The sequence below is a fragment of the Duganella sp. Root198D2 genome (assembly GCF_001428585.1).
Lineage (GTDB): Bacteria > Pseudomonadota > Gammaproteobacteria > Burkholderiales > Burkholderiaceae_D > Rugamonas.
This window is the reverse complement of record NZ_LMIC01000013.1, coordinates 69,166-94,810: the sequence shown is the minus strand read 5'-3', so window position 1 is coordinate 94,810 and position 25,645 is coordinate 69,166. Positions and strand designations below refer to the sequence as shown.

Here is a 25,645-nt window from a genome sequence, read left to right as displayed (position 1 = left end):
TTGATCAAGCGCCCCGCGGGGCGCTTTTTTATTATGCCAACCACCAAAGACATCATTTCCGCCCTCGCTCCTTTGGCCGATGCCACCCGGGGCCCGGCGATGCGCGCCTATATGCGTGAACAATTCCCCTTCCTCGGTATCGCCACGCCAGCGCGGCGCGCGGCAGTCAAGCCGCTGATCCGGGCCTTCACAGGTGCTGCGCCTGCCGAGCTGATCGGCGTGGCAGGCGAACTCTGGCAAATGCCGGAACGGGAATACCTGTATGCGGCCCTCGATTTAATGGCGGCGCATTGGAAGCAATTCAACGCTTCCGATGTGCCGGAATTGCTGGCCTTCGTCCCGCGCAAATCGTGGTGGGATTCGGTGGATGGCCTAGCTGGAATTATCGGCGACGTGCTGCGCTTTGAGCACCATGAAATGGACAAGGCTTTAAAGCATGAAAACTTCTGGATGCGCCGGATTGCCCTCCTCCACCAATTAGGCTGGCGCGGGAAAACCGATGAAATGCGGCTGTTCCGTTATTCCCTCGCACTCGGCCATGAAAATGAATTTTTCATTCAGAAAGCAATTGGCTGGGCCTTGCGGGATTATGCCCGGCATGCACCACATAATGTGGCTCATTTTATTAATGAAAATAAGAACAGCCTCGCCCGATTGAGCATCCGCGAGGCCTGCAAGCACCTGGCGCCCGAGGACTAAGCCAGGAACTTGCATGAACACGCCAGCTTCTGGCGTGCACCATGGAAGTCGCGGGCCGACGCCAAAACAACAGCAATAATGCACACAATTGCCGGGCCTTAAAATGCCGCGTTAAACTCGTGACAACTTAAGGAGGCTGGAAATGAATAAACTCGCATTACGGCAGTTAATTGTCAGCGGCGCTTTTATTACCGCGGCACCAGCAATGGCGGGTGTCGTCGCCACATTTGACGACCTGCCGATTCCGCCCGCGCTGGATAGCGCAAGCGGCATCCAGTGGACTAGTTCGCCGGACAGCCTGGAATATCAGGGCGTGGTCTGGGACGCTCGCTTTGGCGTGGTCGGCGACCAATATCGGGTCGGCGGGCCAGGCGGTCCCCTATTTGGCATTCCGCATTCCGGCCATTATTTCGTCTCCAATTCATCCGGTTCCAGCGGCATGACAATCACCACCAATAAAGTGCTGACCGGCGCCTGGTTTGGCCGCAACCAGTACTATGGATTTGGTGAAGGCGGCGCGGACCAGGTCACGATCGTGGCCTTAAATGGCGCAAGCGAACTTGGTTCAGTCGTGTTTGACTTGCCGGAAAGCCACCCCGGCCTGCCCGAGCCCCTGTCCTTTGCCGACACCAGCATCTTCGCGTCCCTTGGCCCGATCACGGGCTACCGGATCGTTCGGCGCGAACTGGGACAGTTGAATGGAAACTGGGTCGCCGACGACTTCCAATTCGCCGATGCGACCCAGGTGCCGGCCCCGGGCGGGGCCGTTTTGATGCTCGGCGGCATCGCTGCCTTGCTGGCAGCGCGCCGCCGGCGCGCATAAGCCTTAACCGATGAACTTGCGCGCGTTGCCCCACATGCGCGCCCAAGGCGCATCCTCGCCCCAGCCGTCCGGGTGCCAGGAGTTCTGCACCGTGCGGGACACGCGTTCCGGGTGCGGCATCATCACGGTGAAGCGGCCGTCGGCCGTGGTTACCGAAGTCAGCCCGCGCGGCGAACCGTTCGGGTTGTACGGGTAGGTTTCGGTGGCACTGCCTTTGTTGTCCACGAAGCGCAGTGCGCCGATTGCCTCGTCGATAATGCCGGTCTGGCTGAAGTCTGCAAACCCTTCACCGTGCGCAATGGCAATCGGCGCCTGGGTACCGGCCATGCCTTGCAGGAAGATCGATGGCGAATCCAGCACTTCCACCATTGAGAAGCGTGCTTCGAACTTCTCGGACTTGTTGGTGGTGAACTTCGGCCAGGCGTGGGCACCTGGAATCAGCGATTTCAGGTTCGACATCATCTGGCAGCCGTTGCAGATACCCATGCCGAAGGTATCCTTGCGCTGGAAGAACTTGGCGAACTGGTCGGCCATTTCCGGATTGAACAGGATCGATTTGGCCCAGCCTTCGCCTGCACCCAGCACGTCGCCGTACGAGAAACCGCCCACGGCAATAATGCCCTGGAAATCGTCCAGCGAAACGCGGCGCGCAATCAGGTCGCTCATGTGCACGTCGACGGCGGTGAAACCGGCGCGGTGCATCGCCCAGGCAGTCTCGATATGCGAGTTCACGCCCTGTTCGCGCAGGATTGCGACGCGAGGACGTACGCCCGACGACAGGAACGGTGCGGCGATGTTCTGCGCCATGTCGAAGCCGACTTTTGGCTGCATGCCTGGATCGGTTTCGTCCAGCAGGCGATCGTATTCCGCATCCGCGGTCGCAGGATTTTCACGCACGCGGGAAATACGCCAGCTGGTTTCGCTCCACAGGCGATGCAGCTCGGCACGCGGCTGCGAGTAGATGGTCTTGGCGTCGCGCGTGAATTCGATCACGCCACGGTCGTTCAGCTTGCCGATAATGTGGCTGCAAGCGCCCAGGTTGAAGGTGCGCAGCACGTCCATCACGGCCGATTTTTCTTCAGCGCGAACCTGGATCACAGCGCCCAGCTCCTCGTTGAACAGCGCGGACAGGGTCAGCTCATTGCGGCGCTCTGCGACCTGGCCGGCCCAGTTCTTGGCATCGCCATGGTCCATGGTGCCTTCGGCGCCCAGGGTCAGCATGTCCAGGTTGACGGACAGGCCGGCGCGGCCGGCAAAGGCCATTTCCACCAGGGTTGCGTACAGGCCGCCGTCGGAACGGTCGTGGTAGGCCAGGATCTTGCCTTCCTTGTTCAGCTGCTGGATCGCGTTGAAGAAGCCTTTCAGGTCTTCCGGCGAATCCACGTCCGGTGCGGCATTGCCCAGCTGGCCCATGACCTGCGCCAGCGCGGAGGCGCCCATACGGTTCTTGCCGCGGCCCAGGTCGATCACGATCAGGGAAGTTTCGCCCAGGTCGGTACGGATCTGCGGGGTCAGCGACTTGCGCACGTCGTACACCGGCGAGAAACCGGAAACGATCAGGGACACGGGCGAAATCACCGCCTTGTCAGCGCCTTCATCTTTCCAGGTGGTGCGCATGGACAGGGAGTCCTTGCCGACCGGGATCGACAGGCCCAGCGCCGGACACAGTTCCATGCCGACCGCTTTGACGGTGTCGAACAGGGCCGCATCCTGGCCAGGCTGGCCGCAGGCAGCCATCCAGTTGGCCGACAGCTTGATGTCGGAAATATCGTTGATCGGCGCGGCAGCCATGTTGGTGACGGTCTCGCCGACCGCCATGCGGCCGGAAGCCGGGGCGTCGATCACAGCCAGCGGCGTACGCTCGCCCATCGCCATCGCCTCGCCCACGTAACCGTCGTAGCTCAGGGTGGTCACGGCGCAGTCGGCCACCGGCACCTGCCATGGACCCACCATCTGGTCGCGCACCGACATGCCGCCCACGGTACGGTCGCCGATGGTGATCAGGAAGCTCTTGTCGGCCACGGTTGGCAGCAGCAGCACGCGCCTGGCGGCTTCTTCCAGCGCGATGCCGGTCAGGTCGATGGCCGGCAGGTCGTTCTGCACGTGCTTCACGTCGCGGTGCATCTTTGGCGGCTTGCCCAGCAGGACTTCCATTGGCATGTCGACCGGGTTGTTGCCCATTTCCTGGTCGATCACCTTCAGCTGGCGCTCTTCGGTGGCCACGCCGACGACGGCGAATGGGCAGCGTTCACGCTCGCACAGGGCCTGGAACAGTGCCAGGTCGCCCGGCGCGATGGCAAGAACATAGCGCTCCTGCGATTCATTGGACCAGATTTCTTTCGGCGCCATGCCGGATTCTTCCAGCGGCACCTTGCGCAGGTCGAAGATCGCGCCGCGCTTGGCGTCGTTGGTGATTTCCGGGAAAGCGTTGGACAGGCCGCCCGCACCCACGTCGTGGATCGAAATGATCGGGTTCTTGTCGGCCAGCTGCCAGCAGCCGTTGATGACCTCCTGGGCGCGGCGTTCCATTTCCGGATTGCCGCGCTGGACGGAATCGAAGTCCAGGTCGGCGGTATTGGTGCCGGTTGCCATCGACGACGCGGCCGAACCGCCCATGCCGATACGCATGCCTGGACCGCCCAGCTGGATCAGCAGGCTGCCAACCGGGATGTCGTTCTTGTGGGTGTGCGAACCGGAGATATTGCCGATGCCGCCAGCAATCATGATCGGCTTGTGATAGCCCATCACGGTGTCCTTGCCGCCGGCGAACTGCTGGCCGATGTTCTGCTCGTAGGTACGGAAGTAGCCGCCCAGCACCGGACGGCCGAATTCATTGGAGAAAGCGGCGCCGCCCAGCGGGCCGTCAATCATGATCTGCAGCGGCGAAGCGATGCGTTCGGGCTTGCCGTACACCTGGCTTTCGTCGCGCTTGCCGACCGGCGCGGTCACATTGGCCGCGTTTTCCCAGGCTTGCACGGCGCCAGGGATCATCAGGTTGGACACGGTGAAGCCGGCCAGGCCGGCTTTAGGCTTGGAGCCCCGGCCAGTCGCGCCTTCGTCGCGGATTTCGCCGCCGGCACCGGTGGAGGCGCCAGGGAATGGGGAAATCGCGGTCGGGTGGTTGTGGGTTTCCACCTTCATCAGGGTGTGCACCAGCTCGGTGGACGGCGCGTATTCCTGGCCTTCACGCGGGTAGAACCGGGTAACTTCAGCGCCTTCAATGATCGACGAGTTGTCCGAATAGGCCACGATAGTGCCGCGCGGGTTCTTCTCGTGGGTGTTCTTGATCATCTTGAACAGCGACTTGTCCTGCACCACGCCGTCAATGGTCCAGTCGGCGTTGAAGATCTTGTGGCGGCAGTGCTCGGAATTCGCTTGCGCGAACATCATCAGTTCGACGTCGGTCGGGTTGCGCTTGGCGTTGGTGAAGGCTTCCAGCAGGTAGTCGATCTCGTCGTCCGACATCGCCAGGCCAAGGTCGGTATTGGCCTTTTCCAGCGCGGTGCGGCCGGCGCCAATCACGTCGATCGATTCCAGCGGCTTGGCTTCCAGGCTCGAGAACAGGCCGGCGGCCTGGTCCGGGTGGCGCAGCACGGATTCGGTCATGCGGTCATGCAGCAGCGCCGCGACGGCTTGCGCCTGCTCGCTATCCAGCTTCCTGGCCGCGCCCAGGCCGGTGCCCAGGATGCCGCCCTTCAGGTTGATGCGGTAAGCAACGCCACGCTCCACGCGGTGAATGTGCGCCATGCCGCAGTTGTGCACGATATCGGTGGCTTTGGAAGCCCAAGGCGAAATGGTGCCGAAACGCGGGATGACGACAAACTCTTCCACCACGCCTTCAGCATGCTCCGGCAAGGCTGGCTCGCCGTAGGTCAGCAGGCCATTCATGCGGTTCAGATCGTCTTCGGACAGGGGCGAAGCGGAGTCGACAAAGTGGATAAAGCGGGCTTGGACCGACGTAATGGTCGGCAGAACTGCTTGAAGCTGGTTAAGGAGGCGTTGGCTACGGAAGGAGGACAGGGCGTTGGAGCCCGGCAGAATCAACATAGTGGGGGCGTGAAGAATGCAGCGTAGCTGCGGTTTAAAGGAATACTGTGCACGAGCTGACTGGTCTTGCTGTATTTCGATTTGCCGACATTATACTTGTTTCACGCATCACTTCCCACCCTTCCTTCATTGGTCCGAAAGCAACATTTGCTGCGTTTATGCCTGTTTTTTGCTCGTCCTTGGGGTATTCTGCCTTTATGACAGCCTTCTACCCCCAAAATGGAAGAATATAGCGACCTGTCAGTCCTGGTTATCGACCCCAACCAGCATATGCGCAGCGGGCTGCACAAGATGCTCGGCCAACTGGGGATCACCCGCATCGAGCACGGCGTGAGCGCAGGAACTGCCATCCGCCATCTCGAAAAGAAGGCGTTCGACCTGGTGTTCTGCGAGTACGACCTGGGCAACGACCAGGGACAGGATGGCCAGCAGTTGCTGGAAGACCTGCGCCACCACCAGCTGATCTCCCCTGCCGCCATTTTCATCATGCTGACCACCGAGGGGGTGTACAGCAAGGTAGTGAGCGCGGCGGAGCTGACCCCAACCGATTACATCCTCAAGCCGTTCACGGTCGACGTGCTGGCCCAGCGCATCGCCCGGGCGGTCGACCGGCGCGCCGCCCTGCGCCCGATCCACCAGATGATCGGGCGCGAGCGGTTGCGTGAGGCGATACTGGCCAGTGAAGTATCGGCGGCGGCCAATCCGCGCTACGCCACCGAATGCGCCCGTTTGCGGGCCGAAGCGCATACGGCCCTGGGCGAAGTCGCGCAGGCGGAAACAATCTACCGGGAGATCCTGGAAACCCGGCCCCTCGGCTGGGCCCAGCTTGGCCTGGCGCGCTGCCAGTTCCAGCAGGGCCAATTCGCCGATACCCTGGACACCCTGCAGCGCCTGATCGACGACAACCCCAGATACATGGCGGCCTATGACCTTATAGCACGCACCCAGCAAGCGCTTGGCCAGCCGGCGGAAGCCCGCGCCGCGCTGGAAGCAGCGGTCTCGATCTCGCCCCATATGGTGCGGCGCCTGCGTCACCTCGGCCAAGTGGCGTTGCAGTCCGGCGATCTGGAGGCGGCCGAAAAGACCTTCAAGCAGGTGGTCGCCAAATCCAGGTATTCGGAGTTCCGCGACCCGGAAGACCACGTGAACCTGGTGCGAACCCTGGTCCGGAAAGGCGATGCCGCCGGCGCAGCGAATGCCTTGCGCGACCTGGACCGTTCGGCACGCGGCGGCCCCGCGACGGACGCCTGCAAGGCCTATTCCTCGGCCCTGGTACAGGAACTGAACGGCAATGCCGGGGCGGCGCAAAGCGAACTGGCGCATGCCGCACACGCAGCCGGCGCAGCAGCTACCCTGTCGAGCGCGCTCAAACTGGACCTGGCGGAAAACTGCCTGCGCCACGGCATGGACGAACAAGGCATGCAATTGCTGGATGCGCTGGCCGGCAATCCGGCCAGCGGCGTCAGCGAATCCGATATGGCAGCGGTCTATGAACGCACCGGCCGGGCCGAACTGGCGCAAAACCAGGGCGACAGCGTGGAGCGCTACCTCGACGGCCTGGTCAGGCAGGCCGCCGCGCGCAGCGGCCAGGGCGACCAGCGCGGGGCGATCGAGGTACTCCAGGTGGCTGTGCGGCGGCGCCCGGAGAACGCCGGGCTGATCTCCGCCCTCGCCTCAGCCATGCTGCGACTGTTGGGCGACAGCGGCTGGGAAGCGGCGCTGGGCGAGCAATGTGCAGCGCTGTTGATACGAATGCGCCAGGCGGATCCCCATCATCCCATGCTGGCTGCGTTATCATCACAATATGTCACCCTGCGGGGCAAACAATAAGAGACGAAGTTAATGCAATCGTATAGCGACCTGTCGGTGCTGATCATCGACCCCAACCCGGCGATGCGGGGCAACCTGCACAATATGCTGAACCAGGCCTCGATCACGCGCATCGAGTATGCCGTCAGCTCCGGTACGGCGATCCGGCAACTGACCAACAAACGCTTTGACGTCATCCTGTGCGAATATGACCTTGGCAGCGGCAATGACGACAACGGCCAGGATGGCCAGCAATTGCTGGAAGACCTGCGCCACCATAAGCTGATCGACCGCTCGGCCATCTTCATCATGTTGACATCGGAAGCGGTGCAGACCAAGGTGATTGGCGCCGCTGAACTGACGCCGACCGATTATGTGCTGAAGCCCTTCACCGTCGACGGCCTGATGCAGCGCATCGGCCGCGCCGTGGATCGGCGGGCGGTATTCATGCCGATCTACCAGTTTATCGCACAAGGCAAGCAGCGCGAAGCCATCGACGCCTGCCAGGAAGCTGAAGCGGCCAATCCGCGCTACGTCACGGAATTTGCCCGCCTGCGCGCCGAACTCCATTACGAAGCCGGCGAACTCGCGCAAGCGGAGCTGATCTACCAGGCGATCCTGGTTGGGCGTCCTACCGGCTGGGCGCAACTCGGACTGGCCCGTTGCCAGTTCGGCCTCGAGCGCTATGCCGACGCAATGGGCACGCTGGAGCGCCTGCTCGAAGCCAACCCCAACATGATGGCGGCTTATGACCTGCTGGCCCGCTCCTACGAGGCCATGGGCCAGTCGCAGCAGGCCAAGAAAATCCTGGAAGACGCGGTGTCGATGTCGCCGAATATGGTGCGGCGCCTGCGCCACCTCGGCGAAGTGGCGTACGGCACCGGCGATATCACGGCAGCCGAAAAGGCATTCCGCCAGGTGGTGGCCAAGGCCCGCTATTCCGAATTCCGCGATCCCGAAGACCATGTGAACCTGGTGCGCGCACTGGTGCGCAAAGGCGACGTCAACCAGGCCTCCGGCGTGATCCGCGATATGGAGCGCACGCTGCGCGCCAGCGCCAATACGGAAGTGTGCAAGCATATTTCCTCTGCCCTGCTGCTGGACGTAACCGGGCACGCGACCGAAGCCGCCTCCGAGCTGTCGAATGCGGTGACTGCGGTGGGCATGGCACGCGGCCTGTCGAATCGCCTGCGCATCGGCCTGGTCGATTCCTGCCTGAAGCATCGGCTGGACAAGGATGCCGCGGATGTCGTCATGCATATGATGAACGACAACGAAAAACCGATCACCATGGAAGAAGCTGTCAGCGTCTTCGAGAAAGCCGGCCGCCACGACCTGGCACAGGGCGTCGGCGAAAAGATCGACAACGTCATGCAGGAACTGGTTACCGAGGCCGAGTCCATGGCGCGCCAGGGCGACCACCGCGCTGCGGTGGCGACGCTGCACCAGGCCCTGCGCCGCACGCCGGGCAACCTCAAGGTACTGTATGCCGCCGTGCAGGCGATCCTGCGCCAGTTGGACGAACTGGGTTGGGAAGCACCGCTGGGCGACCAGGCCGGCACCCTGATCGACCGCATCCGTCGACTCGACGCCGGCAGCCCCGCGCTGGAGGCCGTGTTGATGCAGTATTCGGGCACCCAGCGCAAGTACGGTATTTCCACCACCGCCTAGGCCGGCCCGAATCCCCCTCCGCCCGGCGTCTCCACGACGAAGATGTCGCCGGGCTGCATCTCGGTCTTGCCGATATGGCCCAGTTGCTCGGTGCTGCCATCGGCGCGCAGCACCGCATTGCGGCCCAACGCCCCCGGCTCGCCGCCGGCCATGCCAAACGGCGCATGGATGCGGTTGTTCGACAGGATGGCGGCCGTCATCGGTTCCAGGAAGCGCACCTTGCGCACACCGCCATTGCCGCCATGCCAGCGGCCCGCGCCGCCGGAACCGTGGCGGATCTCATAGCTTTCCAGGCGTACCGGGAAGCGGAATTCCAGGATTTCCGGATCGGTCAGGCGCGAGTTGGTCATATTCGTCTGCACCACGTCAGTACCGCTGAAACCATCGCCAGCGCCGGAGCCGCCGCTGATCGTCTCGTAATACTGGTGCTTCGCGTTACCGAAGGTGAAGTTGTTCATCGTCCCCTGCGAGGCGCCTTGCACGCCTAGCGCGCCATACAGCGCGTTGGTAATGCAGGTCGATGTTTCAACGTTGCCAGATACGACCGATGCGGGATAGCGGGGGTTCAGCATCGAACCCGGCGGGATGATCACGTGCAGCGGTTTCAGGCAGCCCGCGTTAAGCGGAATGTCGTCGTCAACCAGGGTGCGGAATACGTACAGCACGGCCGCCATGCACACCGCGGACGGCGCGTTGAAATTATTCTCCAACTGCCCGGAAGTGCCGCTGAAGTCGATCTCGGCGCTGCGTTCTGCCGCGTTGACCCGAACGGCGACCTTGATCACGGCGCCGTTATCGAGTTTCAGTTCGTAGCTGCCGTTGCGCAAGGCGCTGATCACGCGGCGCACCGCCTCCTCCGCATTGTCCTGCACGTGCCCCATATAGGCACGCACCACGTCGAGGCCGAAGTGCGCGACCATCTTGCTCAGCTCTTCCACGCCCTTCTGGTTGGCCGCGACCTGGGCCCGGAAGTCGGCCATGTTCTGGTCGGGATTACGCGCCGGATAGCGCGCGCCGGCCAGCAAGGCGCGCGCTTCAGCATCGCGCAGCTGGCCGCCGGAAGCGCCGTCGACCAGCTTGAAGTTGTTGATCAAGACGCCTTCTTCTTCGATATTGCGCGAATCGGGCGGCATCGATCCGGGCGTGCTGCCACCGATATCGGCATGGTGGCCGCGCGAACCGACGTAGAACAGGATTTCGCTTCCCGCCTCGTCGAACACCGGCGTGATAACAGTGACGTCAGGCAGGTGGGTGCCGCCGTTATACGGATCGTTCAGCATATAGACGTCGCCGGGGTGCATCCGGCCGGCGTTCCCGCGCATGACCGTCTTGATGCTTTCGCCCATCGAACCAAGGTGCACCGGCATATGCGGCGCGTTGGCAATCAGCTTGCCCTCGGCGTCGAATATGGCGCAACTGAAGTCCAGGCGCTCCTTGATATTGACCGAGTAAGCCGTGTTCTGCAGGCGCAGGCCCATTTGCTCGGCGATCGACATGAACAGGTTGTTGAAGATTTCCAGCATTACCGGATCGGCCGTGGTGCCGATGGCGCGACGTACCGGCAGCGCTTGCACCCGGGTCAGCACCAGGTGGTCCTGCGGCGTCACTTCGGCTTGCCAGCCGGTCTCCACGACCGTCGTGGCGTTGGCTTCGGCAATAATGGCCGGGCCTTTGACGATGTCGCCGATCCGGGTCGCATCGCGCTTGAAAAGTCCCGTCTCGTGCCACTGGCCGGCGCTGTACATGCGCACGGTTTGCGATGGCGCCAGCGGGGCGTGGCGCGGCGCTTGCCGGGGAGCGGCCTCCGGTGGCGCATCCGACTTGCCGATTGCCTCCACCGAGACGGCCTCCACGATCAGCGCCTTGGCGGACATCAGGAAGGAAAAGCGCTTGCGGTATGCGGCCTCGAATTGCGCCTTCATGCCGTCGATGGAGTCGAACAGGACGATCAAGGCTGAATCCGTGCCTTCGTAACGCAGGTGGGCGCGGCGCACCACGCTGATACGTTCGTCGACGACTGCCTGCGCGTGCAGCTCGGCCACAGCTTCTTCCCCAAGCGCCTGCAGGCGTGCCTCCAGCGCTGGCAGCGTTTCGGGCGCCAGCCGCAGTTCGACGGCACTTTCGCGCATCGCCGTCTGGTCGGCCAGGCCCATACCGTAGGCCGACAGTACGCCTGCCAGAGAGTGGATGAAGACAGTCTTCATGCCCAGGGCATCGGCGACCAGGCAGGCGTGCTGGCCGCCTGCGCCGCCGAAACTGGTCAGGGCATATTCGGTGACGTCATGCCCGCGTTGCACGGAAATCTGCTTGATTGCATTGGCCATATTGCCGACCGCGATTTCAATGAAACCCTCGGCAACTTGCTCCGGCGACGATGGTGCACCTGTGGCTGCCTGGATCGCGGCGGCCATCGCGCTGAACTTTTCGCGCACTGCTGCGCCATCGAGCGCTTGCGCGCCGTCGCCGCCAAACAGTTGCGGGAAGAACTCCGGCTGGATCTTGCCGAGCATGACGTTACAGTCGGTGACCGCCAGCGGGCCGCCGCGGCGATAGCTGGCCGGGCCTGGATCGGCGCCGGCGCTATCGGGTCCGACACGGAACCGGCTGCCGTCGAAATGCAGGATCGAACCGCCGCCCGCGGCGACAGTGTGGATGCTCATCATCGGCGCGCGCATGCGCACGCCCGCCACCTGTGTTTCGAACACACGCTCGAATTCACCCGAGAAGTGCGAAACATCGGTCGACGTCCCGCCCATGTCGAAGCCGATGATCTTTTCAAAACCAGCCGCGCGGCTGGCGCGCACCATGCCGACAATGCCGCCTGCCGGACCACTCAGGATCGAATCCTTGCCCTGGAAGGTACGAGCATCGGTCAGGCCGCCGCTGGACTGCATGAATTGCAGGTTCACGCCCGGCAGTTCGGAGGCCACCTGGTCCACATAGCGGCGCAGGATTGGCGACAGGTAGGCGTCGACCACCGTCGTATCGCCACGCGCCACCAGTTTCATCATCGGGCTGACCAGATGCGATACGGAGACTTGTGTGTAGCCGATTTCCCGCGCGATCTGGGCCAGTACCGCTTCGTGCGCCGTGTAGCGATAACCGTGCATCAGGACGATGGCTATCGAACGCAACCCTTTATCATAGTGGGCCTGCAGGCCTGTGCGCGCCGCCGCAGGATCCAGGGCCTGTACCAATTCGCCGTGGGCGCCGATGCGCTCATCGATTTCCACGACATGCTGGTAGAGCAATTCAGGAAGCACAATATGGCGGTCAAACAGGCGCGGACGATTCTGGTAGGCGATGCGCAAGGCGTCGCGGAAGCCGCGCGTAATCGCCAGCACGGTCGGCTCACCTTTGCGCTCGAGCAGCGCATTGGTGGCGACCGTGGTGCCCATTTTGACGGCGCCGACTTGCCCGACCGGGATCGGGCCGCCAGCGGCGACGCCCAGCAAATGGCGGATGCCGGCAATCGCAGCGTCACGGTACTGCCCAGGACTTTCCGACAGCAGCTTGTGGGTAGCCAGGCTTCCATCGGGCCGCCGGGCTACGATATCGGTGAAAGTGCCGCCTCGGTCGATCCAGAATTGCCAGTCCATTGCGCCGCCTCGCTCTAATCGTGAAGCAGGTATTGTAGTGCTAGAATGCCCCGCATGACGCCCCTCTTCACGATTGCAGAAATCCGCGCGATCGAGCGCGCTGCGGCACAGCATTTGCCCGAAGGTGCGCTTATGCAGCGCGCTGGCCAGGCCGGCGCCAGCGAGGCGCTCGACCTCCTGCCTTTCACTGTTTACCGCGCCCGGGTGCTGGTGCTGGCGGGACCGGGCAACAACGGCGGCGACGCCCTCGAAACAGCAGCGCACCTCGGCCATGCGGGCGCGCAAGTCACGGTCCTGCATTTTCCGCCGCCAGACACGCCCTCGGCAGAACGCATCGAAGCACTGCGGCGCGCCCGCAGCTCGCCTGCGCGCTTCGCTGACTTCAACGATGCGGCTGACGCGTGCACCGTGGCCGCAGCGACTGAATGGACGCTGGTTGTCGACGGTTTGTTAGGCATCGGTCTGGCACGGCCGATCAGCGGCGGCTTTGCTGCGCTGGTAACTGCCGTCAACGGCCTGGCCTGCCCGATCCTCGCGCTGGACGTGCCTAGCGGCCTTGACTGCGACACCGGCGCCATTGTGGGCGGAGTTGAGCCAGGCGTTGCCGTGCGCGCCACGCACACAGTCACCTTCATCGGCGACAAGCCCGGTCTGCACACGGCGGAGGGGCGCGACCATGCAGGCGTCGTCATCGTTCGCGACCTGGACATCGAGCGCGGCCTGTTCCCCGCATCGCGGGCGAGGCTGAACGAGGTAGCGCTCTTCGGACACTGCATACGCAGGCGCCGCCACAGTTCGCACAAGGGAAGCCATGGCAGTGTGGCTGTCGTGGGCGGGGCGCGCGGCATGGCCGGTGCGCCAATCCTGGCTGCACGCACGGCGCTCACCAGCGGTGCGGGGCGGGTCTACGCCTGCTTCGTCGGCGAAGCACCGGCCTTCGATGCCGCCCTGCCCGAGCTGATGTGCCGCAGCGCCCAGCAATATGACTTCAACAGCGCGGTCCTGGTGATCGGGCCCGGCATGGGCGGCTCGGCGGCAAGCGCAGAAATGCTGGCCAGCGCCCTGCACAGCCAAAGCGCCGTGGTGCTGGACGCCGATGCACTGAATTTGCTGGCCGGCTCCGAAGCCCTGCGCAAACAACTGGCGCAACGCACGCTTCCCTGCATCTTGACGCCGCACCCGCTGGAAGCCGCACGGCTGCTCGGCATTACGGCCGCCGAGGTGCAGTCGGACCGGCCGGCCGCGGCACGTGCCTTGGCCGAGCGCCTCGCGGCGACCGTCGTGCTGAAGGGTTCAGGAACCGTGATCGCCGCGCGCGACGGCGTCATTGCAGTCAATACCACCGGCAATCCAGCCCTTGCCACGGCGGGCACCGGCGACGTGCTGTCCGGCTTGTGCGGCAGCCTGCTCGCGCAGGGCTGGCCTGAATGGGAGGCTGCACTGGCCGGCGTCTGGCTGCACGGCATGGCAGCCGACGTCCTCGTCGCCGACGGCGCCGGGCCGATCGGCCTTACAGCGAGCGAGCTGATTCCGGCCATCCGCACTGCCCTCAACCGGCTGGCCGCGCACCACGGCTCTTGACGGATCAGGCGATCTTTCCCGCCGCGATCGTAATGACGCGCCCGCAGCGCGCAGCGATATGGGTATCGTGCGTGACCAGCACCAGGGTCGAACCATGTTCGCGGTTCAATTCGAACATCAGCTGGATCACCGATTCGCCGGTGGCAGCATCCAGGCTGCCGGTGGGTTCATCGGCCAGCAGCAAAGGAGGCTGAGTCACGAAGGCACGCGCCAACGCCACGCGCTGCTGCTCGCCGCCCGACAGGAACTTGGGGTAGTGCTTCAAACGGGCGGAAAGCCCAACCCGACCCAGCATGGCTTCTGCTTTTTCACGCGCCGCGTTATCGCCGGCCAGCTCCAGCGGCAGCATCACGTTTTCGGCTGCCGTCAAATGAGGCAGCAGCTGGAACGACTGGAACACGAAGCCCAGTTTTTCCTTGCGCATGGCAGCCCGGCCATCTTCGTCCAGGGCGAAAATATCCACCCCATCGAGCACTACCGTGCCTTCGGTGGGCGTATCCAGGCCCGCCAGCAGGCCAAGCAAGGTCGATTTGCCGGAGCCGGAAGCCCCCACAATGGCGAGCGTTTCCGCCTTTTGCACTGTAAAATCCACTCCATGCAGGATGGTCAGTTCGCCGCTGGCGTCGGCCACCCGCTTGCCCAGTCCCGAGACGGAAATCGCCGCCTTGGCCAATTGGCTGGAGGATTGAGGAATATCACGCATGGTCATGTTCAAAAATATAGTCCGCTGCTTCGCGGTGCTGATGCTGATGTTCAGCGCCGCCACGAACGCCTATTCTGCATCAAAAACCGTCCTGGTGGTGGGCGACAGCCTGTCGGCTGAATATGGCATATCGCGCGGGGCCGGCTGGGTTGCCCTGCTCGACCAGCGCCTGAAGGACCAGAAACTGCCCGCAACCGTGGTCAACGCCAGTGTCAGCGGCGAAACGACCAGCGGCGGCCGCACCCGCCTGCCAGCCCTGCTGAGCAAGCACAAACCGAATATCGTGATCATTGAACTGGGCGCCAACGACGGCCTGCGCGGCCTGCCGGTCGCCGCCGCCGAATCCAACCTGCGCGCCATGGTGGACGACTCGCGCAAGGCCGGTGCCCAGGTGCTGCTGGTCGGCATGCGGATGCCGCCGAACTACGGCCGCGATTACGCCGACAAATTTTTCGCCATGTACGGCATCCTCAGCAAGGACGTCAAAGTGCCGCTTGCGCCGTTCATGCTTGACGGCGTCGCCCAAAAGCCCGAACTGCTCCAGCCGGACCGCCTGCATCCGCTGGCGGCGGCCCACCCTATCATCCTGGGCAATATCTGGCCCCACCTCCAGCCAATACTCAAAACTAAATGAAGTATCCAGAAATCCTCTCTATCGAAGATGTCCTGTCCCGCCTCGACGATTTCGACACCATCATCGATGCACGCAGCCCGTCCGAATACGCGCTGGATCACCTGCCAAACGCGATCAACTGCCCGGTGCTGGATGACGAGCAGCGCATCGCGGTCGGCACCATGTACAAGCAGGTCGGCTCCTTCGAAGCAAAGAAAGTCGGCGCCGCCATGGTATCGAAGAATATCGGTTACCACATCGAGACCCTGTGGCTGGACAAGCCGCGCGACTGGAAGCCTTTGATCTACTGCTGGCGCGGCGGCAATCGCAGCGGCTCGATGGCGACGGTGCTGGCCAAGATCGGCTGGCCGGTGGTGCAGCTCGATGGCGGCTACAAGGCCTTCCGCGGCGCCATCAACGCCCAGCTCGAGCAAACCCCGGAACTGGACTTCCGCGTCATTTGCGGCACCACAGGCAGCGGCAAGACCCGCCTGCTCGATACGCTGGAAGCAATCGGCGCCCAGGTGCTGGACCTGGAGCAGCTGGCCGCCCACCGCGGCTCGGTGCTGGGCAATATCCCCTGCCAGCCGCAGCCTTCGCAAAAGGCATTCGAGACTTCAATCTGGGACCGCTTGCGCCGCTATGACCCGGGCCTGCCTGTCTTTGTCGAAGCGGAGAGCCGCAAGGTCGGCAGCCTGCGGGTGCCGGGCGCGCTGATGGAGCGCATGCGCGCTTCGCCCTGCATCTCCATGCAGGTCTCGCGGGAAGACCGCGTCAAACTGCTGATCGAGGATTACCAGCACTTTGCCTGCAACGCCCCTGCCCTGAACGCCCAGCTGGAGTTCCTGGTGCAACTGCACGGTCGCGAACGCATCGAACGCTGGCAGGCGATGGCGTTTGCCGGCGACATGCCGGCGCTGGTCGATGAACTGCTGGTGGACCACTACGACCCGGCTTACCTCAAATCGATCGACCGTAATTTCGTCCAGTTCGAAAAAGCGATTGAAGTTGCGCTGCCCGATATTTCACCCGACTCCTTTGTCGCCGCGGCACGCAAGCTGCACGGCGCATAAGCAGGACAAGCCTCCCGGCGGAGAAAATCGGCAGGCATGAAAAAAGCCGGTGTCCGTTTTCACGGACACCGGCTTTTTTTAAGCGCTCAGTATCTTATTCGGCCTGCTTCTTGATCGTTGCAACCGGGTGCAGGATCTTGACCTTGGCTTTTTGCTTCAGTACATCGATGTAGCCAGTCATCTCTTGCTGTGCGACGATCTGGTTGATGCGCTGGCCTTCTTCTTCGCGGCGGGCAGCGTCCTGCTCTGCCGGCTGGCCGACCTTGCCAATGCGGTACACGCCATAGCCCTGGCCCGGAATTTCCACGCCAACGTAGGCTGGCAGCCTGGAGGCATCAGCCTTCATCACTGCCGCCACAGCCGCCGGATTGATGCCGTCGGCCTTGGCACGGGAGATGGTTTTCACCTCGCCGAAGCCTGCAGCATCGCCGGACTTCTTGGCTGCGGCCAGCTTCTCTTCACCGGCTTTCTTCGCAGCTTTTACGGCCTCTTCCAGCGCTACCTGCTGTTTGATCGCCGCTTCCACTTCAGCCAGCGGCTTCTTGGAAGCAGGCTTGAATTCGACGATGCGGCCAGAAACCAGGGTTTGCGGCGCAACTTCAACAGCCTCGGTATTGCGCTTGTTCTTCAGCGCTTCGTCGGCGAACAGGGCGTTCAGGAATTTGGCGTTGTTGAATGGCGCTGCGCCCAGGATCGGGTTGGGCTGGCGGGAAATGCCGTCCATGGTTTCGATCTTCAGCTTCAGCTTGTCGGCCACCGGTTTCAGGCTTTCGAAATCCGAAAACACGATGTCGGTGAACTGTTCGGACATGTCCGAGTACAGCTTGGCGGCTTTCTGCTTCTTGATTTCAGCAGCGATCTCGCCCTTCACTTCGTCCAGCGGTTTTACCTGGGTCGGCTTCAACTCGGTCACGGTAACGATGTGGTAGCCGAAATCGGTTTCCACCAGGTCGCTGATCTCGCCCTGCTTCATCTTCAGGGCTGCTGCTTCAGCCGCATTGCCGGCTTTGGCAATCACGCCCAGGTCGCCGCCCTGCGCTGCGGAGCCAGAGTCGTCCGACTTGGCTTGAGCAATCTTCGCGAAGTCGGCCGGATTCTTGCGAACTTCGGCCAGCACTGCTTCCGCCTTGGTCTTCGCCGCAGCTTTACCGCCTTCGGCAGAGATCAGGATGTGCGAGACACGGCGGGTTTCTTCAGCCGCGAAACGCTTTTGGTTCGACTTGTAGTAGCCGGCGATTTCTTCATCGCTTGCGCTGGCTTGCGAAGCCACGGCTTCCGCGTTCAGCACGACGTATTCGATCTTGGCCGACTCTGGAATCTCGAACAGCTTGGCGTTCTTGTCGTAGAAGGCCTTCACCATGTCGTCAGTGACCTTCACATTCGGCAGGAATTGCGAAACCGGCAGCGCCAGTTCCTGCACTTCGCGCTCTTGCGAACCGAAATCGGAAATCGCCTTGGCAACGGTGCGCGGTACGAAGCCGCTCAGTTCCACGCCGGTAGCTACCTGCTGCAAGGCCAGGTCGTGGCGAACCTGTTCCTGGTGCATGCCGGCATTCATGCCTTGCGCTGCCAGGATCTGCAGGTATTGTTCCTTGTCGTAGCTGCCGTCAGCTTTGAACAATGGCAGTTGCGTCGTAATCGCTTCCTGCACCTTCTGCTCGCTGGCGGTCAGGTGGGCGCTGCGGATTTCCGCGTTCATCGCGCGCTGGGCAATCAGCTGGTCCAGGATGTTCTGTTTGAACTCGGGAGTATCGAACAGCTTCTGGTCGAACTGCGGCCCCATGCGCTGGCGCAGCTGGTCCAGCTGGTTGCGCTGGGCGTTGTCCCATTCTTGCTGGGTGACCGGATGGCCTGCCACTTTGGCAATCGTGTTCGCGTCTTCGCCGAACAGCTTGACGCCGCTGACACCGACCAGCACAAACGACGGCACAATCAGGAGCGCCAGGATAATCTGCATCAGCTTTTGATGCGTGCGTACAAAATCAAACATGTCAGCTATTTTTTTCCGTAGAGAGGAGGCGTGAAAACTGCTCGCGCGATTTTACAGGGCAGTTGCTCCAATAGCAAATGAAAAAGCCCCACCGTCTTTTGGACTTGTGGGGCTTTCTCGGGATTCTGGCGGAGTGGACGGGGCTCGAACCCGCGACCCCCGGCGTGACAGGCCGGTATTCTAACCAACTGAACTACCACTCCAGGTAGTGGCCATATGTGTTTGCTGGCGGAGCGGACGGGGCTCGAACCCGCGACCCCCGGCGTGACAGGCCGGTATTCTAACCAACTGAACTACCGCTCCAGCATTCACAACAGGTACACCATTTCGTTTAAGTGGTGGGCGCTGAGAGGCTCGAACTCCCGACCTAATCCTTGTAAGGGATCCGCTCTACCAACTGAGCTAAGCGCCCGCTTAAACTGGCCGGTAAGCATTGCTGCTTACCGAAGGCCATTATTGTACAGCGTCTTTCAAAGCTTTACCAGCTTTAAATTTAGGAACTTTCGCTGCGTCGATTTTGATCTCTTCTTTGGTGCGCGGATTGCGGCCGGTACGGGCTGCGCGCTCGCTCACGGAGAAGGTGCCAAAGCCAACCAGGGTGACGCTGTCGTTCTTGGCCAGGGTGGTGGTTACGCCATCGATCACAGCATCCAGGGCGCGCGCAGCAGCGGCCTTGGAGATGTCAGCGGAAGTCGCGATGTGGTCGATCAGTTCGGTCTTGTTCATTACAGTCCCCGTCACAAAGGTTTATATCGTTTATACCGTTTTTTATGCCGCGTTGTGATGCGTATAAAAATCTCAGGGCCGTATTAAACAGGTCGGGGTTGCACTGTGTCAAGGGCAAATCGGGTCATGAAACAAAAAGGGCGCCATTTCTGGCGCCCTTTTTACCGCTAAAACCGGCAAACCGGTGTCTGACCCAACGGGTCGGACACCGGCCCTTCGGTTTAGTGCTTGACTACTTCGCTGCTTCCGTCGGCCGCTGCAACTGCCGGCACCTCCACCGCCGCCACCGGCTCGGTGATTGGTTCCGGCTGGCGTTCCAGTGCGACTTCCAGCACTTTGTCGATCCAGCGCACCGGCACGATTTCCAGCTTGTTTTTCACATTGTCCGGAATCTCGGCCAGGTCTTTGACGTTCTGCTCAGGAATCAGCACGGTCTTGATGCCGCCGCGATGCGCCGCCAGCAGCTTTTCCTTCAAGCCGCCAATGGGCAGCACTTCGCCGCGCAGCGTGATCTCGCCCGTCATCGCCACGTCCGCACGGACTGGAATGCCGGTGAAGGTCGACACCATCGCCGTGGTCATCGCGATACCTGCCGATGGACCGTCCTTCGGCGTTGCGCCTTCCGGCACGTGGATGTGGATGTCCTTCTTCTCAAAGGCCTCGTTCTTGATGCCCAGGCGTGCGGCACGGCTGCGCACCACGGTGCGGGCAGCTTCGATCGATTCCTTCATCACATCGCCCAAAGTACCGGTGCGGATGACGTTGCCTTTGCCAGGCATGCTGACCGATTCGATGGTCAGCAGGTCGCCGCCCACTTCGGTCCATGCCAGGCCGACCACCTGGCCCACCTGGTTGGTTTTCTCGGCCACGCCGAAGTCGTAGCGGCGCACGCCCAGGAACTTGTCCAGGTTTTTCGGCGTGACGCTGACCTTCTTGTCGGACTTCTTCAGCAGCAGCATTTTCACGACCTTGCGGCAGATCTTGGAGATTTCGCGCTCCAGCGAACGCACGCCGGCTTCACGGGTGTAGTAGCGGATGATGTCGCGCACCGCGCCTTCGCTGATGGCGATTTCCTCTTCCTTCAAGCCGTTGTTCTTGACCTGCTTCGGCAACAGGTAGCGCAAGGAGATATTGGTCTTCTCGTCTTCCGTGTAGCCGGACAGGCGGATCACTTCCATACGGTCCAGCAGTGCCGGCGGGATGTTGTACGAGTTCGAGGTCGCCACGAACATCACATCGGACAGGTCGAAATCGACTTCGATGTAGTGGTCCGAGAAGGTGTGGTTCTGTTCAGGATCCAGCACCTCCAGCAGGGCCGACGATGGATCGCCGCGGAAGTCCGCGCCCATCTTGTCGATCTCGTCCAGCAGGAACAGCGGGTTGCGCACGCCGACTTTCGACAGCGACTGCAGCACCTTGCCCGGCATGGAGCCGATGTAGGTACGGCGATGGCCGCGGATCTCGGCTTCGTCGCGCACGCCGCCCAGCGCCATGCGCACGTATTTGCGGTTGGTGGCCTTGGCGATCGACTGGCCCAGCGAGGTTTTACCCACGCCTGGAGGACCCACGAAGCACAGGATCGGCGCCTTCAGCTTGTCCACGCGCTGCTGCACCGCCAGGTACTCGACGATGCGTTCCTTGATCTTTTCCAGGCCGTAGTGATCGTGGTCGAGCACTTTCTCGGCATTGGCCAGGTCGTTGTTGACCTTGGATTTTTTCTTCCATGGCAGCGACACCAGCGTGTCGATATAGTTGCGCACCACGGTTGCCTCGGCCGACATCGGCGACATCAGCTTCAGCTTCTTCAGCTCGGCCTGGGCCTTTTCCAGCGCTTCCTTCGGCATCTTGGCGGAGATGACCTTCTTCTCGAGTTCGTCGATATCGGCGCCCTCTTCGCCCTCGCCCAGCTCCTTCTGGATGGCTTTGACCTGCTCGTTCAGGTAGTACTCGCGCTGCGACTTCTCCATCTGGCGCTTGACGCGGCCACGGATGCGCTTTTCCACCTGCAGGATATCGAGCTCGCCTTCCAGCTGGCCGAGCAGGTGCTCCAGGCGCTTCGACACTTCGATGATTTCCAGGATCACCTGCTTCTGCTCAAGTTTGAGCGGCAGGTGGGCGGCCACGGTGTCGGCCAGGCGGCCGGCATCGTCGATACCCGACAGCGAAGCCAGGATCTCAGGCGGGATCTTCTTGTTCAGTTTGACGTACTGGTCGAACTGCTGGACGATCGCACGGCGCATGGCCTCGATCTCCGACTCATCGCCCTGCTCGGATTCGAGCGGCATCAGGTCGGCAATAAAATGGGTTGGGCTATCGGTGATCTTCTTGATGCGTGCACGCTGGGCGCCTTCAACCAGCACCTTCACGGTGCCGTCAGGCAGCTTCAACATCTGCAGGATGTTGGCCACGCAGCCGATTTCATAAATATCCGAAGGCGAAGGTTCGTCCTTGGCAGCGGCTTTCTGTGCCGCCAGCATGATGCTCTTACCCTGCTCCATAGCAGCTTCGAGCGCCTTGATGGACTTTGGTCGGCCAACGAACAACGGAATTACCATGTGCGGGAAGACGACTACGTCACGCAGTGGCAACAGAGGCAGTTGAGTTTGCTCAGTTAATTTGGTAGTTGTCATGGCGTACCTTATTTTAAAAGCTTGATTCTGATATAGGCCCCAGCGGCCAATTCACAAGCCCTATGCTGCAATTATATTTGCTTTGAGAAAATGCAGTTTTACTCTAACTTAATGCCGATTCAGAACAAAAAAAGCCACGCGCGACGAGTGATCGCGAGTGGCTTTTCGACTGAAGCCGGCGTTATGGTTATTGAGACCGATTGTAACGCCTTGCCTCAGGGATTCAAAACCCTATTTAATTTTCCCCTGCAGCTTTGGGGGATTCCTGATAAATCAGGAGGGGTTTTGCGCCACTGGTGATCGTATTTTCATCGATAACGACTTTGGTGACGTTCGTTTGGTTTGGCAGGTCGAACATAATGTCCAGCAACGCGTGTTCCAGGATGGAACGCAGGCCGCGGGCACCGGTCTTGCGAGCCAGTGCCTTGCGGGCGATGGCGTGCAAGGCGGCAGGACGGATTTCCAGTTCGGCGCCTTCCATTTCCAGCAGCTTCGAATACTGTTTGACCAGCGCATTTTTCGGCTCGACCAGGATTTCGATCAGGGCTTCTTCGGTCAGTTCGGCCAGGGTCGCCACCACCGGCAGGCGGCCCACCAGTTCAGGGATCAGGCCGAACTTGATCAGGTCTTCCGGCTCGGCGTCCAGCATCAGGTCGCTGTTCGAACGCTGTTCCTTGCTCTTCACTTCCGCCGCGAAGCCGATGCCGGACTTTTCGGAACGGTTGGAGATGATCTTGGCCAGGCCGTCAAATGCGCCGCCGCAGATGAACATGATATTGGTCGTGTCGATCTGCACGAAATCCTGGTTCGGATGCTTGCGGCCGCCTTGCGGTGGCACGGAAGCCATGGTGCCTTCGATCAGCTTCAGCAGCGCCTGCTGCACGCCCTCACCCGAAACGTCGCGGGTGATCGACGGGTTGTCGGACTTACGGGAAATCTTGTCGATTTCATCAATGTAGACGATGCCGCGCTGTGCTTTTTCAACATCATAGTTGCAGCTTTGCAGCAGCTTCTGGATGATGTTTTCCACGTCTTCGCCCACATAACCGGCTTCGGTCAGGGTGGTCGCGTCGGCGATCACGAACGGCACATTCAGCATGCGCGCCAGGGTCTGGGCCAGCAGGGTCTTGCCGGAGCCGGTCGGGCCCACCAGCAGGATGTTGGACTTGGCCAGTTCAACGTCGTCCTTCTTGCCAAGGTGTTTCAGGCGCTTGTAATGGTTGTACACCGCCACGGACAGGATGCGCTTGGCAGTCGACTGGCCAATCACGTACTGGTTCAGCAGTTCGGTGATTTCCAGCGGGGTCGGCAGGTCCGACTTGGCACCCGTGACAGATTCGATGCTGGAGGTCTCGTCGCGGATGATGTCATTGCACAAGTCAATGCATTCATCGCAGATGAAGACGGACGGGCCGGCAATCAGCTTCTTCACCTCGTGCTGGCTTTTGCCGCAGAACGAGCAGTAAAGGAGTTTTTCACCGCTGGAGGATTTTTTCTCTGACATGGGACTAATCTTTAGTTTTGGTGCAAATTTGCCGTGCGCACAAGCAAGAAATCCTGCGCACAACCACATGCTACCCGAAATAAAAGCAAAACGCCCGAACGTTGTAGCGTCCGGGCGTCGACTTGCAAGGACGCTTATGCGCGGCTGGTCAAGACTTTGTCGATCAGGCCATATTCCGCTGCCTCGTCCGAAGACATGAAGCGGTCGCGGTCGGTATCCTTGGCGATTTGTTCGATCGACTGGCCGGTGCGTTCTGCCATGATGCTGTTCAGGCGATGACGCAGGTACAGGATCTCTTTCGCCTGGATCTCGATATCCGACGCCATGCCTTGCGAGCCGCCGGACGGCTGGTGAATCATGATGCGGCTGTTCGGCAGCGAGAAACGCTTGCCCTTGGCGCCTGCGGCCAGCAGGAAGGCGCCCATGGAAGCGGCCATGCCGGTGCACAGGGTCGACACATCAGGCTTGATGAACTGCATGGTGTCGAAGATCGCCAGGCCCGCGGAAACGGAACCGCCAGGGGAATTGATGTACAGCGAGATGTCCTTGTCCGGATTTTCGCTTTCCAGGAACAGCAGCTGGGCGACAATCAGGTTGGCCATCTGGTCGTTGACCGGACCGACCATGAAGATCACGCGTTCCTTCAGCAGGCGCGAGTAGATATCGTACGAGCGCTCACCGCGGCCGCTTTGTTCGATCACCATCGGCACCAGGCCGAGCATTTCCGTATCGAGTGCGGGATTACGATTCATTCCAATTCCTTTGAAAACAACGCCGGCTCGGGGCCGGCGTCGAATGATATCAAGCTATTAAGCTTGTACGCTTCCCATGAGTTCGTCGAAAGGAATTTCTTTCGAGACGTTCTTGCACAGGCCCAGGACGTAAGTAACGACGTTTTCTTCCAATACAAGAGCTTCGACTTCAGCCAGGCGGCGGCGATCGGAGTAGTAGTACTTCAGCACTTCGCGTGGATCCTCGTAGCTTTGCGCGAAGTCTTCGATCTGCGCCTTCACCTGGTCAGGGGTAGCCTGCAGGTTCTGGTCAGCCACCAGCTTGGACAGGATCAGGCCCAGGCGTACGCGACGCTCGGCTTTGTCCTTGAACAGCTCTGGAGGGAATGGTACATCTTTTACGTTCATGCCGCGCTGAGCCATGTCCTGGCGGGTCATTTCCGCCAGGCGCTCGGTGTCTTGTGCGATCAGCGACTGTGGCACTTCCAGGGTCGCGGTCTTCACCAGGGTGTCCATCACGGCTTCTTTGTTGCGCGCCTTGACGCGGCCGGCAACTTCGCGCTCCAGGTTCACCTTGATGTCTTCGCGCATTTTGGCCAGGTCGCCGTCAGGCACGCCCAGCGACTTAGCGAATTCCGCGTCGACTTCCGGCAGGTGCGCCCATTCCAGGTTCTTCAGGGTGATGGTGAACTCGGCGGTTTTCCCAGCCACGTCCTTGCCATGGTAGTCCTCTGGGAACGACAGCGGGAAGGTCTTGGCTTCGCCAACTTTCAGGCCGACGGTCGCGGCTTCGAATTCCGGCAGCATGCGGCCTTCGCCCAGCACGAACGGATAGCCTTCGGCTTTACCGCCTGGGAACTCAACGCCATCGATGGAGCCGACGAAGTCCACGGTCACGCGGTCGCCGTTGGCAGCGATAGCTTCGCCGCCGTCGCCGTGTTCGCCCTTCTCGCCCTTCACGTGGAAGTGCACGCGCTGTTTGCGCAGGATGTCGATGGTCTTGTCGATTTCTACGTCGGTCACGTTGGACTTGACGGTTTCGATCTCAACCTTGGTCAGGTCGCCAACTTCGACTTCCGGGTACACTTCGAACGTTGCGTCGAAGGACAATTGGCCTTCCGGTGCGTCTTGTTTTGGCTCGATGCGTGGGAAACCTGCAACGCGCAGCTGGTTTTCATTGGCGGCATCGTTGAAAGCGCGGCCGACTTTGTCGTTCAGCACTTCGGTTTCGATCTGGTAGCCGTATTGTGCGGCAACCATCTTCATTGGCACTTTACCTGGACGGAAGCCAGGAGCACGTGCGGAGCGAGCCTGTACTTTCAGGCGCTTTTCCACCTCGGAACGTACGTCCGACAGTGGGAAGGAAATCGTCATGCGGCGTTCGAGAGTGCCCAGGGTTTCAACTGCAGTGGCCATTGTAAAAATCGTCCAATAAAAATAAGTGTA

The 25,645-nt window shown here is 61.4% G+C and carries 16 protein-coding genes and 3 tRNA genes; 7 read left to right on the top strand and 12 right to left on the bottom strand.

What is annotated here, in order from left to right; translation table 11 throughout:
- Positions 1–699 (top strand): DNA alkylation repair protein, encoded by a 699-nt coding sequence (locus ASE26_RS15040; RefSeq protein ID WP_229208157.1) that lies wholly within the window; start codon positions 1–3, stop codon positions 697–699.
- A 142-nt stretch (positions 700–841) separates the two neighbouring features.
- The gene (locus ASE26_RS15035) at positions 842–1,522 is read left to right on the top strand and encodes a hypothetical protein (protein WP_156409948.1); all 681 of its coding nucleotides are present in this window, start codon (positions 842–844) and stop codon (positions 1,520–1,522) included.
- 3 nt (positions 1,523–1,525) lie between these two features.
- Here the strand turns inward: ASE26_RS15035 and purL are convergent, their stop codons facing one another.
- The gene (purL, locus tag ASE26_RS15030) at positions 1,526–5,569 is read right to left on the bottom strand and encodes a phosphoribosylformylglycinamidine synthase (protein WP_055927950.1); all 4,044 of its coding nucleotides are present in this window, start codon (positions 5,567–5,569) and stop codon (positions 1,526–1,528) included.
- Positions 5,570–5,788: 219 nt separating this feature from the next.
- On the opposite strand from purL, the gene ASE26_RS15025 reads away from it, so the two are divergent.
- Both ASE26_RS15025 and ASE26_RS15020 read left to right on the top strand, forming a co-directional pair.
- A complete protein-coding gene (locus tag ASE26_RS15025; protein WP_057246496.1) occupies positions 5,789–7,399 on the top strand; it encodes a response regulator in 1,611 nt (536 codons plus the stop codon).
- A gap of 12 nt (positions 7,400–7,411) precedes the next feature.
- Positions 7,412–9,049 (top strand): tetratricopeptide repeat protein, encoded by a 1,638-nt coding sequence (locus ASE26_RS15020; protein ID WP_055927945.1) that lies wholly within the window; start codon positions 7,412–7,414, stop codon positions 9,047–9,049.
- Here ASE26_RS15020 and ASE26_RS15015 read toward each other — a convergent pair.
- Positions 9,046–12,648 (bottom strand): hydantoinase B/oxoprolinase family protein, encoded by a 3,603-nt coding sequence (locus tag ASE26_RS15015; RefSeq protein ID WP_057246495.1) that lies wholly within the window; start codon positions 12,646–12,648, stop codon positions 9,046–9,048. The genes ASE26_RS15020 and ASE26_RS15015 overlap by 4 nt on opposite strands.
- Before the next feature lie 54 nt (positions 12,649–12,702).
- Between ASE26_RS15015 and ASE26_RS15010 the strand changes: the two genes are divergently transcribed.
- Positions 12,703–14,229 (top strand): bifunctional ADP-dependent NAD(P)H-hydrate dehydratase/NAD(P)H-hydrate epimerase, encoded by a 1,527-nt coding sequence (locus tag ASE26_RS15010; protein ID WP_055927937.1) that lies wholly within the window; start codon positions 12,703–12,705, stop codon positions 14,227–14,229.
- A 4-nt stretch (positions 14,230–14,233) separates the two neighbouring features.
- Here the strand turns inward: ASE26_RS15010 and ASE26_RS15005 are convergent, their stop codons facing one another.
- Positions 14,234–14,932 carry an ABC transporter ATP-binding protein gene (locus ASE26_RS15005; RefSeq protein ID WP_055927934.1) on the bottom strand — a complete coding sequence of 233 codons (699 nt, stop codon included), beginning with the start codon at positions 14,930–14,932 and terminating at the stop codon, positions 14,234–14,236.
- A 4-nt stretch (positions 14,933–14,936) separates the two neighbouring features.
- Here ASE26_RS15005 and ASE26_RS15000 point away from each other — a divergent pair, with 4 nt between their 5' ends.
- Complete coding sequence (locus ASE26_RS15000; RefSeq protein WP_156397939.1) at positions 14,937–15,566, top strand: arylesterase; 630 nt, start codon at positions 14,937–14,939, stop codon at positions 15,564–15,566.
- On the top strand, positions 15,563–16,618 hold the full coding sequence (mnmH, locus tag ASE26_RS14995) for a tRNA 2-selenouridine(34) synthase MnmH (RefSeq protein ID WP_055927926.1): 1,056 nt from the start codon (positions 15,563–15,565) through the stop codon (positions 16,616–16,618). The genes ASE26_RS15000 and mnmH overlap by 4 nt, the downstream gene beginning before the upstream one ends.
- A gap of 94 nt (positions 16,619–16,712) precedes the next feature.
- Here mnmH and ASE26_RS14990 read toward each other — a convergent pair whose 3' ends face one another.
- The 9 genes from ASE26_RS14990 to tig all read right to left on the bottom strand — a co-directional run bounded on the left by ASE26_RS14990 (position 16,713) and on the right by tig (position 25,615).
- Positions 16,713–18,608, bottom strand: coding sequence for a SurA N-terminal domain-containing protein (locus ASE26_RS14990; RefSeq protein WP_082507211.1), 1,896 nt, complete (start codon positions 18,606–18,608; stop codon positions 16,713–16,715).
- A 126-nt stretch (positions 18,609–18,734) separates the two neighbouring features.
- Positions 18,735–18,811 (bottom strand) — tRNA-Asp (locus ASE26_RS14985).
- Between the two features lie 23 nt (positions 18,812–18,834).
- Positions 18,835–18,911, bottom strand: a tRNA-Asp gene (locus tag ASE26_RS14980).
- A gap of 33 nt (positions 18,912–18,944) precedes the next feature.
- Positions 18,945–19,020 (bottom strand) — tRNA-Val (locus ASE26_RS14975).
- Positions 19,021–19,061: 41 nt separating this feature from the next.
- A complete protein-coding gene (locus tag ASE26_RS14970) occupies positions 19,062–19,334 on the bottom strand; it encodes an HU family DNA-binding protein (RefSeq protein ID WP_055927923.1) in 273 nt (90 codons plus the stop codon).
- Between the two features lie 221 nt (positions 19,335–19,555).
- On the bottom strand, positions 19,556–21,964 hold the full coding sequence (gene lon, locus ASE26_RS14965) for an endopeptidase La (protein ID WP_055927920.1): 2,409 nt from the start codon (positions 21,962–21,964) through the stop codon (positions 19,556–19,558).
- Positions 21,965–22,199: 235 nt separating this feature from the next.
- Positions 22,200–23,468 (bottom strand): ATP-dependent Clp protease ATP-binding subunit ClpX, encoded by a 1,269-nt coding sequence (gene clpX, locus ASE26_RS14960; protein WP_055927918.1) that lies wholly within the window; start codon positions 23,466–23,468, stop codon positions 22,200–22,202.
- A gap of 134 nt (positions 23,469–23,602) precedes the next feature.
- The gene (gene clpP, locus ASE26_RS14955) at positions 23,603–24,220 is read right to left on the bottom strand and encodes an ATP-dependent Clp endopeptidase proteolytic subunit ClpP (RefSeq protein ID WP_055927915.1); all 618 of its coding nucleotides are present in this window, start codon (positions 24,218–24,220) and stop codon (positions 23,603–23,605) included.
- Positions 24,221–24,277: 57 nt separating this feature from the next.
- A complete protein-coding gene (gene tig / locus ASE26_RS14950; RefSeq protein WP_055927913.1) occupies positions 24,278–25,615 on the bottom strand; it encodes a trigger factor in 1,338 nt (445 codons plus the stop codon).
- Positions 25,616–25,645: the final 30 nt, after the last annotated feature.

Coding starts and splice junctions, on each gene's coding strand:
- ASE26_RS15035 (WP_156409948.1), top strand. CDS start 842: ATGAATAAACTCGCATTACGGCAGTTAATTGTCAGCGGCGCTTTTATT.
- purL (WP_055927950.1), bottom strand. CDS start 5,569: ATGTTGATTCTGCCGGGCTCCAACGCCCTGTCCTCCTTCCGTAGCCAA.
- ASE26_RS15025 (WP_057246496.1), top strand. CDS start 5,789: ATGGAAGAATATAGCGACCTGTCAGTCCTGGTTATCGACCCCAACCAG.
- ASE26_RS15020 (WP_055927945.1), top strand. CDS start 7,412: ATGCAATCGTATAGCGACCTGTCGGTGCTGATCATCGACCCCAACCCG.
- ASE26_RS15015 (WP_057246495.1), bottom strand. CDS start 12,648: ATGGACTGGCAATTCTGGATCGACCGAGGCGGCACTTTCACCGATATC.
- ASE26_RS15010 (WP_055927937.1), top strand. CDS start 12,703: ATGACGCCCCTCTTCACGATTGCAGAAATCCGCGCGATCGAGCGCGCT.
- ASE26_RS15005 (WP_055927934.1), bottom strand. CDS start 14,932: ATGCGTGATATTCCTCAATCCTCCAGCCAATTGGCCAAGGCGGCGATT.
- ASE26_RS15000 (WP_156397939.1), top strand. CDS start 14,937: ATGTTCAAAAATATAGTCCGCTGCTTCGCGGTGCTGATGCTGATGTTC.
- mnmH (WP_055927926.1), top strand. CDS start 15,563: ATGAAGTATCCAGAAATCCTCTCTATCGAAGATGTCCTGTCCCGCCTC.
- ASE26_RS14990 (WP_082507211.1), bottom strand. CDS start 18,608: ATGTTTGATTTTGTACGCACGCATCAAAAGCTGATGCAGATTATCCTG.
- ASE26_RS14970 (WP_055927923.1), bottom strand. CDS start 19,334: ATGAACAAGACCGAACTGATCGACCACATCGCGACTTCCGCTGACATC.
- lon (WP_055927920.1), bottom strand. CDS start 21,964: ATGACAACTACCAAATTAACTGAGCAAACTCAACTGCCTCTGTTGCCA.
- clpX (WP_055927918.1), bottom strand. CDS start 23,468: ATGTCAGAGAAAAAATCCTCCAGCGGTGAAAAACTCCTTTACTGCTCG.
- clpP (WP_055927915.1), bottom strand. CDS start 24,220: ATGAATCGTAATCCCGCACTCGATACGGAAATGCTCGGCCTGGTGCCG.
- tig (WP_055927913.1), bottom strand. CDS start 25,615: ATGGCCACTGCAGTTGAAACCCTGGGCACTCTCGAACGCCGCATGACG.